Annotated in this window: 13 protein-coding genes; 4 read left to right on the top strand and 9 right to left on the bottom strand. The window is 67.6% G+C overall.

Translation table 11 applies throughout. The features are described from left to right. Window positions 1-325: 325 nt before the first annotated feature. The 6 genes from O5K39_RS04735 to O5K39_RS04760 form a co-directional block, all read right to left on the bottom strand. The gene (locus O5K39_RS04735; protein WP_271146136.1) at window positions 326-541 is read right to left on the bottom strand and encodes a hypothetical protein; all 216 of its coding nucleotides are present in this window, start codon (window positions 539-541) and stop codon (window positions 326-328) included. 276 nt (window positions 542-817) lie between these two features. Continuing rightward, entirely contained in the window at window positions 818-1,639 is an 822-nt protein-coding gene (locus tag O5K39_RS04740) for an enoyl-ACP reductase (protein ID WP_271146137.1), read from the bottom strand. A gap of 74 nt (window positions 1,640-1,713) precedes the next feature. Beyond that, window positions 1,714-2,181 carry a universal stress protein gene (locus O5K39_RS04745; RefSeq protein WP_271146138.1) on the bottom strand — a complete coding sequence of 156 codons (468 nt, stop codon included), beginning with the start codon at window positions 2,179-2,181 and terminating at the stop codon, window positions 1,714-1,716. A 136-nt stretch (window positions 2,182-2,317) separates the two neighbouring features. Continuing rightward, window positions 2,318-7,174, bottom strand: coding sequence for an NAD-glutamate dehydrogenase (locus tag O5K39_RS04750; RefSeq protein WP_271146139.1), 4,857 nt, complete (start codon window positions 7,172-7,174; stop codon window positions 2,318-2,320). A gap of 204 nt (window positions 7,175-7,378) precedes the next feature. Then, window positions 7,379-8,248, bottom strand: a complete 870-nt coding sequence (locus tag O5K39_RS04755; protein WP_271146140.1) for an outer membrane beta-barrel protein — start codon at window positions 8,246-8,248, stop codon at window positions 7,379-7,381. A gap of 310 nt (window positions 8,249-8,558) precedes the next feature. Next, a complete protein-coding gene (locus tag O5K39_RS04760; RefSeq protein WP_271146141.1) occupies window positions 8,559-9,695 on the bottom strand; it encodes an AI-2E family transporter in 1,137 nt (378 codons plus the stop codon). Between the two features lie 101 nt (window positions 9,696-9,796). Here O5K39_RS04760 and O5K39_RS04765 point away from each other — a divergent pair, with 101 nt between their 5' ends. The 3 genes from O5K39_RS04765 (at window position 9,797) to O5K39_RS04775 (ending at window position 12,804) form a co-directional block, all read left to right on the top strand. Then, entirely contained in the window at window positions 9,797-11,410 is a 1,614-nt protein-coding gene (locus tag O5K39_RS04765) for a helicase HerA-like domain-containing protein (protein ID WP_271146142.1), read from the top strand. Beyond that, a complete protein-coding gene (locus O5K39_RS04770; protein WP_271146143.1) occupies window positions 11,410-11,775 on the top strand; it encodes a hypothetical protein in 366 nt (121 codons plus the stop codon). The genes O5K39_RS04765 and O5K39_RS04770 overlap by 1 nt, the downstream gene beginning before the upstream one ends. Before the next feature lie 87 nt (window positions 11,776-11,862). Then, window positions 11,863-12,804 (top strand): DMT family transporter, encoded by a 942-nt coding sequence (locus O5K39_RS04775; protein WP_271146144.1) that lies wholly within the window; start codon window positions 11,863-11,865, stop codon window positions 12,802-12,804. Here the strand turns inward: O5K39_RS04775 and O5K39_RS04780 are convergent. The 3 genes from O5K39_RS04780 to coaBC are packed head-to-tail and all read right to left on the bottom strand — an operon-like array spanning window position 12,801 to window position 14,979. Next, window positions 12,801-13,295, bottom strand: a complete 495-nt coding sequence (locus O5K39_RS04780; protein WP_271146145.1) for a hypothetical protein — start codon at window positions 13,293-13,295, stop codon at window positions 12,801-12,803. The two genes, O5K39_RS04775 and O5K39_RS04780, sit on opposite strands and share 4 nt — an antisense overlap. A gap of 3 nt (window positions 13,296-13,298) precedes the next feature. Beyond that, window positions 13,299-13,748: a dUTP diphosphatase gene (gene dut / locus O5K39_RS04785; RefSeq protein ID WP_271146146.1), complete on the bottom strand. Its 450-nt coding sequence runs from the start codon at window positions 13,746-13,748 to the stop codon at window positions 13,299-13,301. Between the two features lie 4 nt (window positions 13,749-13,752). Further along, window positions 13,753-14,979, bottom strand: a complete 1,227-nt coding sequence (coaBC, locus tag O5K39_RS04790; protein WP_271146147.1) for a bifunctional phosphopantothenoylcysteine decarboxylase/phosphopantothenate--cysteine ligase CoaBC — start codon at window positions 14,977-14,979, stop codon at window positions 13,753-13,755. Between the two features lie 115 nt (window positions 14,980-15,094). Between coaBC and O5K39_RS04795 the strand changes: the two genes are divergently transcribed. Beyond that, entirely contained in the window at window positions 15,095-15,622 is a 528-nt protein-coding gene (locus O5K39_RS04795) for an S-type pyocin family protein (protein WP_271146148.1), read from the top strand. Window positions 15,623-15,709 lie beyond the last annotated feature (87 nt).

Raw genomic sequence — 15,709 nt, forward strand, 5'->3', positions numbered from 1 at the left:
GACGGAGAGCCGTCCTTGTGACTTGCGTGGGACTTCCCCTATGAGGGGCTATCGATCAGGCCTCTCTCCTTTGTCTGGAAAACCGCCCGACTCACCCCGCCCGCGAGCGGATCTTCGGACAGCCCTTCAAGCCGGGCGCATGGACCGAACCACGATAACATGGCCCGGATGACATTCAGCTTCCGCCTCGGCATGGCGGACGGCGGACCGTCGGTCCAGGAACAGACCGCTGAACAGGGCGTCGCTGGACCTGAGCCGCCAGCAGCGGCCGTCGGGCAGGATTTCGATGACCGCCGCCGGCGCTTCAGAATGGGCGTTTGCCACCTCAGTGGACCTTGCGGGGCCGCTTCACCCCGTGCAGGGCGTCGGCTTGCCGCTGAAGAGTGCGGGCGATGCGCTCTGCGGCGCGGCGACTGCGAAATGGCCGAGTGCAGGCACCGCCGAGGACGATGCTCCAGCCGCCGCCACGGGCGACGACGTCATAGCGGCGCGGGGGTGCCAGGACCGGAACGGGGCGCGGGGAAGCGAGACCGGACATCATTTCGCGACCCTCCGACCGGCCTCGGGCGAGCGCGAGCCAGAGTTCGGCGCGACCCCAAAGGCCGAACCCAGGACGGCGAGCGTCATCTGCCAGATGCTCCATCGAAGCGGCTCGGCGGGCGAAGATGTTTGTGGGAGTTCAGGCATGACGGCGGTTCCTTTCGTCGTCAGAAGACGACGAAAGGGCATAATGCCTCCATTCGAAAGCGGCCCATCGACGTAACGGCGACGTAATCGCCCCGTCGTCAGGCCTTCGCCTTTCCCGTCGAGTAGGCGCTCAGCCCTCTTCGTCGCCCGCCAGGCCCATCATGTGGAAGCCGGCGTCGACGTGGATGACTTCGCCCGTGGTGGACAGGCCCAGGTCCGAGCACAGCCACAGGGCTGCACCGGCGACGCCCTCCATCGAGGTGTCCTCCTTCATGGCCGACATGGCGCGCCCTTGCGCGATCATGCCGCGACCGCCCGAAATGCCGGCCAGGCTGAGCGTGCGCATGGCACCGGCCGAGATGGCGTTGACGCGGATGCCTTTGGGCCCAAGATCGCGGGCGATATAGCGGGTCGCGGCCTCCAGCGCGGCCTTGGCCACGCCCATGGTGTTGTAGTTCGGGATGGCCCGTTCCGACCCGAGATAGGTCATGGTGATCATCGACCCGCCGTTCGGCATGATCTTCGCCGCGCGCCGGGCGACGTCGACGAAGCTGAAGCAGCTGATGTTCATGGCCAGCAGGAAGCTGTCGCGGGTCGTATTGTCGATGAACGATCCCTTGAGCTCATCCTTGTTGGCGAAGGCGACCGAGTGGACCACGAAGTCGATGGTGCCGAATTCCTTCTCCAAGGCCTCGAAGGCGGCGTCCATCGAGGCGTCGTCGGTGACGTCTGCGGGGATCAGCAGCTTGGCACCCACGCTCTCGGCCAGCGGCCGCACCCGGCGCTCCAGTCCCTCGCCCAGATAGGTGAAAGCCAGTTCGGCGCCCTGGGCGGCCAGTTGCGAGGCGATACCCCAGGCGATCGAGTTGGCGTTGGCCACCCCCATGATCAGGCCCTTCTTGCCCTTCATCAGTTCGCCCTTGGGCATGGTCCAGGCGGATTCGGTGGCCATGGTGGAGGTTCCTTCTTGATTTGCGCGAGGGTTAGCAGCGACCGGGGCGGGGGCCAAGCGTCGGGTGCCCGGGGTCAGGCCAGATCCTCGATCTCGCTGTCGGTCAATTCGCCGGGCACGATGGTCACCGGCAGCTTGCGCCCGGTGAAGGCCGCGCCCTGTTTCAGCATGGCCGAGACGAGCGGCCCCGAGGCCTTGCCGCCGCCGGCCGAGGCCAGGACCAGGATCTTGATCTCGGGATCGGCGCCGACGACCTTGCGGATCGCCGCCTGGGGGTCGCCTTCCTCGATGACGAAGACCGGCTGGGCCCCCGAGCGTTCCTGGGCCTCGGCACCCAGGGTGTTGAGCAGGCTTTCAGCCTCGGCCCGCTGCTCGCGCTGGATTTCCTCGCGGACCCCCGACCAGTGCTCATCCGAGGTGTCGGGGATGACGCGCAGCATGACCACCCGCCCGCCGGTCGAGCGAGCCCGCCGCGACGCATAGCGCAGGGCGGCCTCGAACTCAGGACTGTCGTCGACGACGACCAGGAATTTGCGTGGCATATCGGCTCCCCAACCTGACCTGCGCGTTGAGATCGCGCCTGTTTCGAGTGCTAGTGCTCGTGACTAGTGAGCAAGACAGCCACGCTCATCCTGGCTCACCAGCACTAGCACCAATCACCTGATCACGCGCCGTCTCTCAAGTCGCGGAACTGACGATACTCCGGATCGCGCCGTTGGCGATGGTCAGCTTGGCGAAGGTCCAGCCGGCACCCGAGGCGTCGATCTCGTCGACCGAGGCCCGAAGGGCGTCGACCATCTCCTGCCGCGACCCGATCCAGGCATCCACGGCGGCCTCGGCCGTCGCTTCGGCGGCGCCGACCGAGGGTTCGGACGCCTTGGCCACCGCGCGGGTCAGGGCGACCTGCTCGCTCATCAGATCCTCGATCAGGCGACGCACGGCCAGCCGGTCGAAATGGTCGTTGGACGGGATCGATCCCGCCGCCGCCCGCAGCCGGTCGAACTCGAACGCCGCACCGACCTGGTGGTACAGCCGCGCCATACCGGCTTCGGACCAGGCGGATTCGCCTGCCAGATCGCCGATGTCGAGCGTCGAAACCAGCGACCGCATCAGAGCCACGGTGCGCGACAGGTCCTCGGGCGCTCCGCCGGCGACGAAGCCGTCCGTGCGCTTGGCCAAGCGGTCCTGCTCGAACCGCGACAGCACCGCCCCGCCGTCGGCCCGCAGCGCATCGGCGGCGGGGCGATAGGTGTCGATCAACCCCTGGACGGTCGCCCCTTCGCGCGTGGCCCGCCGCGCCAGCCAGAAGGTCTGGCGACGCAGCACGACCGCGATCTCGCGATAAAGCGCCGTCTGGGTCTCGGCCGGGACCTTGAGGTCGAGCGCATTGACCGCGTCCCAGGCCTCGTCCAGGCGGAACACCCGCCGCGCCGCCTCGAAGGCGACGACGAAGGCGGTGGTGTCGCATTCCGCCGCTGACCGCAGCCGGTCGGGGAAGGTCGGCCCCGTCATGTTGACGATCTCGTTGCACAGCACCGTCGCGACGATCTCGCGCCGCAGCCGGTGGCCCTTCATCTGGTCCTCGAACCGGGCGAGCGGCTCGGGGAAGTAACGGACCAGGGTTTCCTCGAAGAAGGGGTCCTCCGGCGCGTCGGACGCCACGATCTCGTCGGCCAGTTCCAGCTTGGCATAGGCCATCAGCACGGCCAGTTCGGGCCGGGTCAGGGCCTTGCCCGTCGCCCGCATCTCGCCGATCTGGATGTCGCCGGGCAGGCCCTCGACCTTTCGGTCCAGCTTGCCGCGCGCGACCAGCGACTGCATGAACCGCTGCTGGGCGTCGAGGCCGCCGGGCCCTTCCGCCTGTTGCAGGGTCAGGGCCAGGGTCTGGTCGTAGTTGTGGGCCAGAACCTTCAGGCCCACCTCGTCCGTCATGGAGGCCAGCAGGCCGTTGCGCTCATCGGCCGGCAGGACGCCGTTGGTCACGGCCGACCCGACCAGGATCTTGATGTTGACCTCGTGATCGGAGGTGTCGACACCGGCCGAGTTGTCGATGGCGTCGGTGTTCATCCGCCCGCCGTTTGCCGCAAAGGCGATGCGGCCGGCCTGGGTGAAGCCGAGGTTCGCGCCTTCACCCACCACCTTGACCCTCAGTTCCGTGGCGTCGATCCGCAGGGCGTCGGTGCCCTTGTCGCCGACCTGGGCATCGGTCTCGTTCGGGGCCTTCACATAGGTCCCGATGCCGCCGAGATAGAGCAGGTCCGCGTTCGCCTTCAGGATGGCACGCATCAGGGTGACCGGATCGACGCTGTCCTCTGTGATGTCGAGCAGGGTCTTGATCTGGGGCGTCAGGGCGATCGACTTGGCCTGGCGCGAGAAGACGCCGCCGCCTTCCGAGATCAGGCCCTTGTCATAGTCCTGCCAGGACGAGCGCGGCAGGTCGAACATCCGCTTGCGCTCGGCCCAGGACGTGGCCGGATCGGGCGTCGGATCGATGAAGATGTCGCGGTGGTCGAAGGCGGCGACCAGTTTCGTCGCTTTCGACAGCAACAGGCCGTTGCCGAACACGTCGCCCGACATGTCGCCGACGCCGACGGCCGTGAAGGGTTGGCTCTGGATGTCGTGGCCCAGTTCGCGGAAGTGGCGCTTCACCGCCTCCCAGGCCCCCCGCGCCGTGATCCCCATGGCCTTGTGGTCGTACCCGATCGACCCGCCCGAGGCGAAGGCGTCGCCCAGCCAGAAGCCGTAGTCGGCCGACACCCCGTTGGCGATGTCGGAGAAGGTCGCCGTACCCTTGTCGGCCGCGACCACCAGATAGGGATCATCGCCTTCCCAGGCGATGACATTGGCTGGATGGATCACCGACCCGTCGGCGGCGATATTGTCGGTGATGTCCAGAAGGCCGGAAAGGAAGGTCTTGTAGGCGCGGATGGCCTCGGCCTGTTGCGCATCGCGATCGGCCCCGGCGCGGACCAGTCCGGCCAGATATTTCGGGAAGAATCCGCCCTTGGAGCCGACGGGCACGATGACCGCGTTCTTGACCTGCTGTGCCTTGACCAGACCCAGCACCTCGGTGCGGAAGTCGTCGCGACGGTCGGACCAGCGCAGGCCGCCCCGCGCCACGGGTCCGAATCTCAGGTGAACGCCCTCGATATGCGGGGCCCAGACGAAGATCTCGCGATAGGGTTTGGGCAGGGGCAGGTCGTCGAGCTCGCGCGAGGCGATCTTGATCGAGATGTGCGGCTTGGGCGCGCCGTCGGGCCCGACCTGATAGAAGTTTGTGCGCTTGATCGCGCCGATCAGCAGCATCAGTCGGCGCAGCACCCGGTCGTGGTCCAGCGACTTCACGTCCTGGAGCAGGGCCGTGATCTTGGTCACGAGTTCGGCCGTGTCTGCCTCGCGGGTCGCGGCTGCTCCGCCATAGGCGGGGTCGAATTTGCAGGCGAACAGGCTGATCAGGGCGCGGGCGACGTCGGGATAGTCGCGCAGGGCCTCTTCCTGAACGGCCTGGGACGGGTCGAGGCCGGTCTGCTGGCGATAGCGGGCCAGGGTCCGCACCAGGGCCGCCTCGCGCCAGTCGACACCCAGTTCGAGCACCAGACGGTTGAAGCCGTCGCTTTCGGTGGTCCTGTTCCAGACGGCGGTGAAGGCGGCCTCGAACGGTGCCTTCACGTCGGCAAACACCAGCGATCCGCCGCGCGGATCCTCCAGCAGGAACTCGTGGACGTGGATCTCGGGGTCGCCGACGGGTCGGATGGCGTGACCGAATTCCTCGAGCGTCTTCAGCCCCATGTCGGCCAGGATCGGCAGGACGTCGGACAGCGGTACGGCCGCGCCGCGATGGTAGAGCTTGAACCGGAATTGCAGCTCGCTGTCCCCCGACACGCGGAAGGCGCGCACGGCGACCGGTTCGCCGGCTCCTGTACCTGCCCCGGCGTTCAGCCGGTCGATCTCCTGCAGGTCGGCAACGGCCTCGGCGGCGTCATAGCGGGCGCGATAGCCCGCCCCGAAAGCCTCGGCCCACTTCGTGGACAGGGCGCCGATCTCTGCGTCGGCGATATCGGCCTCGCGCGCGGCGGTCTCGAACCGGTCGATCCAGCTGCGTCCGGCCTCGGTGATCGCGGCCTCGAGCGCGACCGGATCCGGGGTCGGGTGATCGCCGGGCGTCACGCCCAGGATATAGTGGACCCGCACCAGCGGGGTGTCCGACAGTTGCGGATACCAGGCCGACATCCGCCCACCCCAGGCCCGGGCCAGGATGACGCCGATCCGCTCACGCACCGAGGCGTCGAACCGCTCGCGCGGGATGAAGGCCAGGACCGAGACGAACCGGTCGAACGGGTCCTTGCGCGTGAAGGTCTTGATCCGGGGCCGGTCATAGAGGTGCAGGATGCCGAGCGAGATCGACAGCAGCTCGTCCTCGGTGATCTGAAACAGCTCGTCCCGGGGATAGTTCTCGAGGATGTTCTTCAGCCGCTTCTCGTTGTGGCTGCCGGGTGCCTTGCCGGCGCGGGCCAGGGCGTTGGCCACCTTGCGCCGGACCAGCGGCACCTCGGAGGCGGCACGGTCATAGGCCTCGGCGGTGAACAGGCCCACGAAGCGGGTCTCCCCGGCGGGCCGGCCGTCCTCGCCGTAACGCTTGACCCCGACGTAGTCCATATAGGCGCGACGGTGGACCCGACTGCGCAGGTTGGCCTTGGCCACCGTCACCGGCTCCGACAGGTCCATTTGCCGTTTCATCTGGGCCGTCAGGATCGCGGGTTCGGAGGTGCGACGGAGCACCGTCCGCTGGCGGTCGCGCAGCACGCCGACGCCCTCCGCCACCTGACCCAGGGGTTCTTCGGCCGCATAGCCGCCGTCCGCCGTGCGCGGATAGGCGTAGTCACGCGCGCCGAGGAAGACGAAATGGTCGTCCCGCATCCAGTTCAGGAAGGCGATGTTCTCGGCCGCGACCTCCGGCGACACCGAGCCGGGGCAGGCCTCGAGATGGGTGATCGATCGCTCCATCAGGTCCGACATGGCAGTGTGATCCTCGACCGCCCACCGCACGTCGGTCATGGCCGTGGACAGCTCGGCCGTCAGCACCTCGCGCCGTTCGGCGGGCAGGGGGTCGATCACCACCACGATCGTCGAGATCCGCCCGAAGGTCGAGGCGACAACAGGGTGATACAGGGCCCGGACCGACACGCCCGCGTCGGCCATCTCGCCCATCACGCTATCGACCAGGAAGGGTCGGTCGTCCTGGAGGATGATCACGACGTCATAGGCCGTCGCGCCGTCCGACGAGGCCAGGGGGCGGACTTCGATCGAGGGGTCCTGGCCGGCCTTGCGCGCCTCGACGGCAGTCCAGACCGCGCCGAGGAGGGCGGCGAAGGCCGTGACCCCCAGATCCGGCGTCTCGTCGGCCGCATAGTCCTCGTGCGCCTGGGCCAGGAAGGACCGCGCCGTCTCCCCGTCCGGTCCACCGCTGCCTTGGAAGGCTGTCGCCAGCGCCTCCAGCGAAAACGCCTGAGGGACGGTGCGGAGGTCGCCGGACATGGGCAGTGTCTCTTGGAAAGCGCGGCTCTTGTGGCCGCCTTTGGATGACGACACCGTAGAGCCTCGCAAGGGCTGTGCAAGGCCGGGCGGATTATGCCGCGTCAGAGCCGAGAATATGGCCAGACAAACAAAACCGGACCCGCTTTCGCGAGTCCGGCGATGTTTTTCGACCCTGCCGGCACGGCAGGCTCAGTCGCCTCGATCCTAGAAGCGGTAGCTCATGCCGAGGTTGAAGCCGTGCATCCCGAAACGCGAGTTCGACCGGATCTGGTCGGTGCCCGTGGTGAAGGGGGCCAGGATGAAGGGGTTGGTCGCCGGGGCCGTGCCCGCGCCGGTGCGGATCACATAGTCGCCCGCGTCCAGCGAGGTATAGAGGTACTCGCCCGTCAGGCTCAGGTTCGGAGCCAGGGCGTATTCGACGCCGCCACCCAGCTGGTAGCCGTCAGCCTTGTCGTCGTCGACGCTGGCGCGGAAGGAGTTGGCACCGTTCGAGGTGATGTAGCTGTTGTCCAGCTCGCCGGTCGCATAGCCACCCGTCACATAGGCGAGCGCCGGGCCGTAGGCGTAGCCGAGACGGGCGCGGACGGCCGCCAGTTGCTGGAGCGTCCGGGTGAAGGTGTAGTAGGCCGGAGTGGTGCTGAAGCCCGTGACCGAATCTTCCTGGTTCACGAAGCTGTAGTCGACCACGCCGCCGACGACGAAGCTGCCGAGCTGGTAGTCGTAACCGGCGCGGATGCCGCCCTGGGTTCCGCCGGCATCCTCGTCACAGCCGCTGGCGGCGACGGCGTTCGCGGCATTGCCGTCGCAGAAGCCGGGGCTGAAGGCGTCGGCACGCGCGGCACCGGCCAGCAGGACGGGATCGCCATAGTTGCCGTCCAGGTTACGGTCGAAGCGGATGCGCTCGTTGCCTTCGCCGTTCTGCTGGGTGAAGCCGCCGAAAGCGCCGACATAGGGGCCGGTCCAGGTGTCGGGCGTATAGCCCCACATCCCGCTCTGGGCCGAGGCGGCGCCGGCGGAGGCGAAGAAGGCCGCGGCAGCGGCGGCGGTCAGGAGCGTCTTGGTCGAGCGGTTCATGGCGGTGGCGTATCCCGTGGATCGGTGAATGAGGAGAGCGGTCCTGACGGACGCTTGAACGGAACTACGGCAGCGCTGTTCCCGCGGATGCACACGGGTTTGACTCTGCGGAAGGCTGTGCGACCAATCTGCAACACGTCTGGGTGGTGGGCGAGAAAAAGGCCGCCGGACGGGGGGTCCGACGGCCTCATCCACGATCCGGCGCTAGGAGGGGGAGGGCGCGCCGGTCGGTGAACGCCGGCCCGGAGGGGATGGGGTCGGCGTCAGACCCCGAGATGGGGTGGGATCATGGCGTTGCAAGGGCAGGGAATTAGGCTTTCGCGTCGTCGACCTGCGACCGGACGCCGCGCTGTCGGGCTTTCCGGGTCTCGGCCTCGCGTTCTTCGGCCTCATAGGGCTTGCCGTCTCCAGACAACAGGATCGCCATCCAGCGGGATCCCTGGAACTCGGCCAGAATGGCCATGGCCATGACGGCCAGGGGCGTCGAGAGGAACATTCCGACCACACCCCACATCTTGCCGAACAGGGCCAGCGACAGCAGCACGGCGACGGCGTCGATATTCTGGTTGTCGCCCTGCATTCGGGGCTGGACCATGTTGCCGACGATGAACAGGATGAGCTGAAGACCAACCAGCAGGATCAGAGCCGGCCAGTAGCTCTCGAACTGGACCAGGGCGAAGACGGGCGGTGCCAGCCCGCCCACGGCCCCGCCCAGCACGGGAATGAAGCCCACGATGAAGATGACGAAGGTCCAGAACTCCGCATTCTGGAGGCCCACCGCCTTCATCAGGATCCAGGCGGCCACGCAGATCATCGCGCCCGTCACTGACTGGACCCAGATATAGCCCTCGACGCCGCCGCGTACACGATGGAACACCTGCAAGGCCTCGTCGCGCTGAGCGCCGTCCGGGAACATGGCGACCAGCTTTCTGCGAAACCCGCCCTGCGAGGCCAGCAGGAAGCCCAGATAGACCAGGACGAAGAAGGCGCCCGACACCACGCCCTGGGCCTGTACGGCGGCGCTGGCCAGATAGGAGCGGATGTCCAGGCCGTTGATCACGTCCTGGGCCGTTGGCGGAGAGGCGATCCGTAACACGCCGTAGACGTCGGCGATGATCTGGTCGATGCGCGGTCCGATATTGGTCGCCACGCCCGAGGCCTGGCCGAAGAAGCCCGCTGCGCCATAGACGATGATGGCGATCGACCCCGCAAAAATCAGGACCACCGCCAGCAGGGCCGCGAGCCCGGCCCAGCGATGGGGCAGGGGCGTCTTTTGCTCGATGGTCCGCTTCACGCCGTCGATGACGATCAACAGGAAGATGGCCATGGCCAGGGGCGTCAGGATGTCGGACAGCCAGACCAGGGCGGCCGCGGTCACCACGACCGCGATCAGGACCAGGGCGTTGCGGGCGACGGTGGGGCTGGGGACGACGACAGGCGTTTTCATGGAATCCGTTGTCATGGCACGGCGAAGGTCCGTCAATCGGCCTTGGCTCTGGAGAGGCGGATAAGGCTGCGCTAAGCGGGAGGTTCCAACGGAGACTTCTGATGCCCGACGCCGCCCCGCTCCTTCCCGGCCTTTTCGTCGGTCAGTCGAATGACGCAGACGTCGCCACCGCCCAGACCCTGCTGTTCCACCGCGCCAACCGGCACGGCGTGATCGCCGGGGCGACCGGCACCGGCAAGACGGTGACGCTCCAGATCATGGCCCAGGGGTTCTCCGACGCGGGCGTTCCGGTCTTCTGCGCCGACGTGAAGGGCGACCTGTCGGGGATCAGCCAGGTCGGGACGCCGAACGAAAAGCTGCTGGCCCGCGCCGCCCAGATCGGCCTGACCCTGACGCCCAAGGCCGCGCCGGTGGTGTTCTGGGACCTGTACGGGGTGAAGGGCCATCCCGTCCGCGCCACCATCTCCGAGATCGGGCCCCTGCTGCTCGCCCGGATGATGGACCTGAACGAGGTGCAGGAGGGGGTACTGGCCGTCGCCTTCCATGTCGCGGACAAGGAGGGGCTGCTGCTGCTCGACCTCGACGACCTGCGGTCCCTGCTGGCCTATGTCGGAGAGAACGCGGCCGTGATCGGGCGCGAGGTCGGCAATGTGGCCCCCGCCTCCATCGCCTCGATCCAGCGGGCCATCCTGCAGCTGGAACAGGACGGCGGCGACGTCTTCTTCGGCGAGCCGGCGCTGAAACTGACCGACCTGATACAGGTCGCCCCGGACGGCAGGGGTCAGGTCAATGTGCTGGATTCGACCCGGCTGATGAACAGCCCGCGCCTGTACGGGGCCTTCCTGCTGTGGCTGATGTCCGAACTGTTCGAGCAACTGCCCGAGGTCGGCGATCCCGAAAAGCCGAAGATGGTCTTCTTCTTCGACGAAGCTCACCTGCTGTTCCGCGACGCGCCCAAACCCCTGCTGGAAAAGATCGAACAGGTCGTGCGCCTGATACGGTCCAAGGGGGTCGGGATCTATTTCATCACCCAGAACCCGGCCGACATCCCCGACAGCGTCCTGGCCCAGCTCGGCAACCGCATCCAGCATGCGCTCCGCGCCTACACCCCGGCCGAACAGCGCGGCCTGAAGGCGGCGTCGGAAAGTTTCCGCGCCAACCCCGCCTTCGACACCAAGGACGCGATCCAGGCCCTGGGCACCGGCGAGGCCATCGTCTCCCTGCTGGACGAGAAGGGGGCCCCGACGATCACGGCCCGGACCCTGATCCGCCCGCCCGACAGCCGCCTGGGCCCTGCCACCGACGTCGAGCGTGCGGCGATCATCGCGGCCAGCCCGTTCAAGAGCGCCTATGAAACCACCATCGACCGTGAGTCGGCCGAGGAGGTTCTCGCCGCCCGCCACGCCGCCGCCGGTGCCGCCGAGGCCGACCGCGAGGCCGCCGAGGCGAAGGCGCGTGCCGACGCCGCCGCCGCCAAACAGCGCGACGCCGACCAGAAGGCGGCCGACAAGGCAGCGGACAAGGCCGCCCGCGACCAGGCCGCCGAACGCGCCCGCTACGACCGCGAAACCGCGCGCACCCGCGCGCCGGCCAAACCCCGCGCCTCCAGCCGCCAGACCCCGATGGAGGCCCTGACCAAGTCGGTCCTTCGCACGGCCGGATCGACCATCACGCGGGAACTGTTGCGCGGGATTCTGGGAGGCTTGAAGCGTTGATGAGAAACTTTGACCGAAGCCTGATCGTGGCCATGGCTGTGGCGGGATCGGTATCCTGTGCTTCTGCACCGAAGGTCGATGGTCTCGCGAGTGATCGCGAGATCACAGACTATGTGACCGGTCACTGGCCGGACTTCACCATGCGGGCAGCTTACCTCGCGGGACGACCGTGGACAGCGAACACACTTCAATCAGTCAAGGACGTGGTTTGCGAGCCCAGCGAAGACATCATGAAATGTCGTTTCAAGGTCAGCGTTCGCTTTCAGGACGGGGGCCAGGCCTCACCGACACTCGAGGCCCTTTTTGGCAGGCAGCCCGACGGGTCGATCGAGCAGTATCTGGAAGTCATTGCAGCACCGACCTGACAATCATCCGGGGACTGGCCGTGACATTCCATGCGGATGGCGTTGCGTTTCCAACTCGCAGTGGACTGAAGCGTCGATGAGGGCCCGTTGACTTCTACAGAGGGCCGCAGAGCTGACCGCGAGGACACCATCGCCGGCGGCATCGCCCTGCGGGTCGCGGCGGCGGGGCTGTTCTCGGTGATGGCGGCCCTGCTCAAGCTGGCGACGACGCATGGGGTCGTGGCGCCCGAGCTGGTGTTCTGGCGCGCCCTGTTCGGCCTGCCGGTCGTGGTGGTCTGGGCACTTACCACGCAAGGGGGGATCGCCTCGCTCAAGGCCCAGCGGCCGGGGGTCCACGTCTTTCGCTGCGTGCTGGGGATCAGCGCTCTGACGTGCAATTTCCAGGCGCTCAGCATGCTGGCCCTGGCCGATGCGACGACCATCGGCTTCACCGCCCCGATCTTCGCCACCCTATTGTCCGGCCTGATCCTCAAGGAGGCGGTGGGTCGCCATCGCTGGGCGGCGGTGCTGATCGGCTTCGTGGGGGTGGCGGTGGTGCTGCACGGCGGATCGGGTCCGCACGTCGGACCGTCGCTGGTCGGTGTCGCCGTGGGTCTGGTCGGGGCGCTGGGTACCGCAGGCGTCACCGTCACCCTGCGCCAGCTCAAGGATACCGAACAGGTCGCGGCCATCGTCTTCTGGTTCTTCGTCGCCTCGATCGGCGTCGGGGCGGTGCTGTTGCCCTTCTTCGGATCGTGGCACGGGCCGGCGGTCATGGCCATGCTGGCCGGCGGCGGTGTCGCCGGGGGTCTGGCCCAGATCTGCATGACCGCCTCCCTGCGCCAGGCCCCGGTCGCGGTCATCGCCCCGTTCGACTATCTCCAGATCGTGGGTGCGGTGCTGTTCGGCTGGTGGCTGCTGTCAACGACGCCGACGATGAACACCCTGGCCGGTGCCGCCCTCATTGCCGCCAGCGGCCTCTACACCGTCTGGCGCGAACGCGTCCGGCACAAGGAACGGATGATCCAGAGCACGTCAGCGCCGGTCTAGCGGCGCAACAGCGGTCCGCTTTCATAGCCCTCGAGTGCCCTCGCCCTTTGCTCAGGCGTGAGTTCCCGGACTTCGGGCGGGGTATCGCTGATGACATCGACGCAATGCCATTCCGTATTCACGAACCAGTGGGTGAGCGGCCCTGGATAGTCGTTTGTTGCGAATGTCGTGGCGCGCACATAGGCGAGGTAGGCGGAGCTCGTGACTATTCCGATCAAACCGGGGCTGAAATTGGCCCCGTCCTCCGGACTAAAGTAGCTCTCGTTGCGGACGCTATAGGCCACATAGCGCCACCATGTCAGTTCAAAGCCACGACTGGTTTGATCCGGCTCGATCGGGTTCGCAGGTCCGAGTTCTGTAACAACGACAATGGATTGTGGTTTTGCTTCCACAAGTATGAGCCGAAGGTCGTTGGACGATGGCTCCCCAATCTTGACGAGAAGCAGGGAGCTGTCGGCCGATAGAATGGGTTCTGGCAGAAGCGGCGCCAAAGCCTACCGCCCCGTCGAGCCGAAGCCGCCCGTGCCGCGAGCCGTCTCATCCAGGGTCTCGACCTCTTCCACGACAGCCTGCGCATGCGCCGCGATCACCATCTGGGCGATGCGTTCGCCGCGCCGGATCACGAAGGGCTCCGAGCCGTGGTTGATCAGGATGACCCCCACCTCGCCGCGATAGTCGCTGTCGATGGTGCCGGGCGAGTTCAGGCAGGTGATCCCGTGCTTGAGCGCCAGACCCGACCGGGGCCGCACCTGCGCCTCCCAGCCCGGCTCCAGCGCCATCTTCAGCCCTGTCGGCACCAGCGCCCGCGACCCCGGTTCAAGGGTCACTGGGGCATCGTCCGGCACGGCGGCGCGCAGATCCATCCCGGCCGAACCGCTCGTCTCATAGGCGGGCAGGGCCAGGCCCTCGGCATGCGGAAGCCGCTGGATGCGCAGGGTGGTCATGAGCTCAGGCCTTCGACAGATGGTCGGCGATGCGCAGTGCCAGGGCCCGCGCGATTTCGGCCTTGGACTGACGCGGCCAGCTTTCGGTCGCCCCGGCCGTGACCAGCAGCACCGTATTGCCGTCCGAGCCGAAGACGTCGGCCGAGACGTCATTGCCGACGATCCAGTCGCAGCCCTTCCTTGACAGCTTGGAGCGCGCATTGGCCTCCAGATCGGTGGTCTCGGCCGCGAAACCGATGACCAGGGCGGGTCGTCTGGGCCCCGGCGCGGCGATCCCGGCCAGGATGTCGGGGTTTTCGATCAGGCTGAGGGTCGGCGGGCCGCCCGGTCCCTTCTTGATCTTGCCGCCGGCGATCGTATCCACGCGCCAGTCCGCGACGGCCGCCGACAACACCGCGACGTCGGCGGGCAGGGCGGCCTCAGTCGCCGCCTGCATCTCCAGCGCCCCCTCGACGTCGATCCGTTTCACGCCGTTCGGGGTCGCCAGTGCGGTGGGGCCGGACACCAGGGTCACTTCACAGCCCAACGCGGCAAGGGCCGCTGCGATGGCATAGCCCTGTTTGCCGCTGGACCGGTTGGTCAGGCCGCGCACCGGGTCGATGGCCTCAAAGGTCGGCCCGGCCGTGACGACCGCACGCTTGCCAGCCAGAGGGCGGTCGGCCGGGCCCCGCAACGTTTCGATGATTGCGTCGAGGATCGCAGCGGGTTCGGCCATACGCCCCGGCCCGAACTCGCCACAGGCCATCTCGCCGTCGTCTGGCCCGACGACCGCCATGCCGTGATCGCCCTCGAACCCCTTCAGCCGTTCGACATTGGCGTGAACCGCCGGGTGCAGCCACATCCGAACGTTCATCGCCGGGGCCAGCAGGACCCGCTTGTCGGTCGCCAGCAGTGTGGTCGAGGCCAGGTCGTCGGCCATGCCGTTGGCCGCCTTGGCGATCAGCCCCGCCGTCGCGGGCGCCACGACCACCAGGTCGGCCCAGCGCGACAGCTCGATATGACCCATGGTCGTCTCGTCGTCGGGCATGAACAGGGTCTGGCGCACCGGGTGGCCGGTCAGGGAGGCCAGCGACAGGGGCGTCACGAACTCGGCACCCGCCGGGGTCAGCAGGGCCCGGACCTCGCCCCCCGCCTTCCGGATCAGTCGCACCAGCTCCAGCGCCTTGTAGGCCGCGATGCCGCCGCCGACGATCAGCAGGATCTTGCGCGCGCTCAGGGGGCTGTCGGTCATGGGGCCTGTCTAGCGGCCAAGAGGCGAACCGTCGAGGAAGGCAAAAAAGAACATTGCAGGAACATGTGGGTTGTGCCAAACATCCTATGCGGGTTTCATCGAGGGAGAGCGGGTCATGAGGACGCGGAAACAGGGGACGATGGCGTTGGCTGTCGTGATGGCGGGGCTGGCGCTGACGGCGTGCGACAACGGGCCGTCGGCGGTCGAGACGCGGGATCGCAGTGCCCAGGTCGCCGAGGCGGCCCTGACGGCGGCGACCGGCGCGACCCCGGCCGAGGCGGCAACGGCGGACACGATCAAGCCGGTGCTGACGGCCAACCGTCGCGAAAGCGTCGATGCCAAGATCACCCGACTGTATGAGCGCAACGGCCAGGCCTTCGGGGCGCGGACGCCCGAGGATTATCTGGCGCGGATCAAGGCCTTCACCGAGACGCCACCCGCAGGGGTCGAGACGGTCAGCCGGCCCAACGGCGACACCCTGTTCTATCAGGCCTCGACCAACACCTTTGCGGTGGTGTCGCGCGACGGGACGCCCCGGACCATGTTCAAGCCGGACGACGGCCCCACCTATTGGGCCCAGCAGAAGGAACGCGCCCCGACCTTCGGCCAGTCACGCGCCAGCTCAGGGTCCAGTCAGAACTGACCATCGCGCTCATGCAGCGCGCCGCCGCGCGGCGAGCGATAGCGCCCAAAAGGCTAACTGCGCTCATGCAGCGCGCCGCCGCGCGGC

This window comes from Brevundimonas sp. NIBR10, assembly GCF_027912515.1.
In the GTDB taxonomy this organism is placed as follows: domain Bacteria; phylum Pseudomonadota; class Alphaproteobacteria; order Caulobacterales; family Caulobacteraceae; genus Brevundimonas.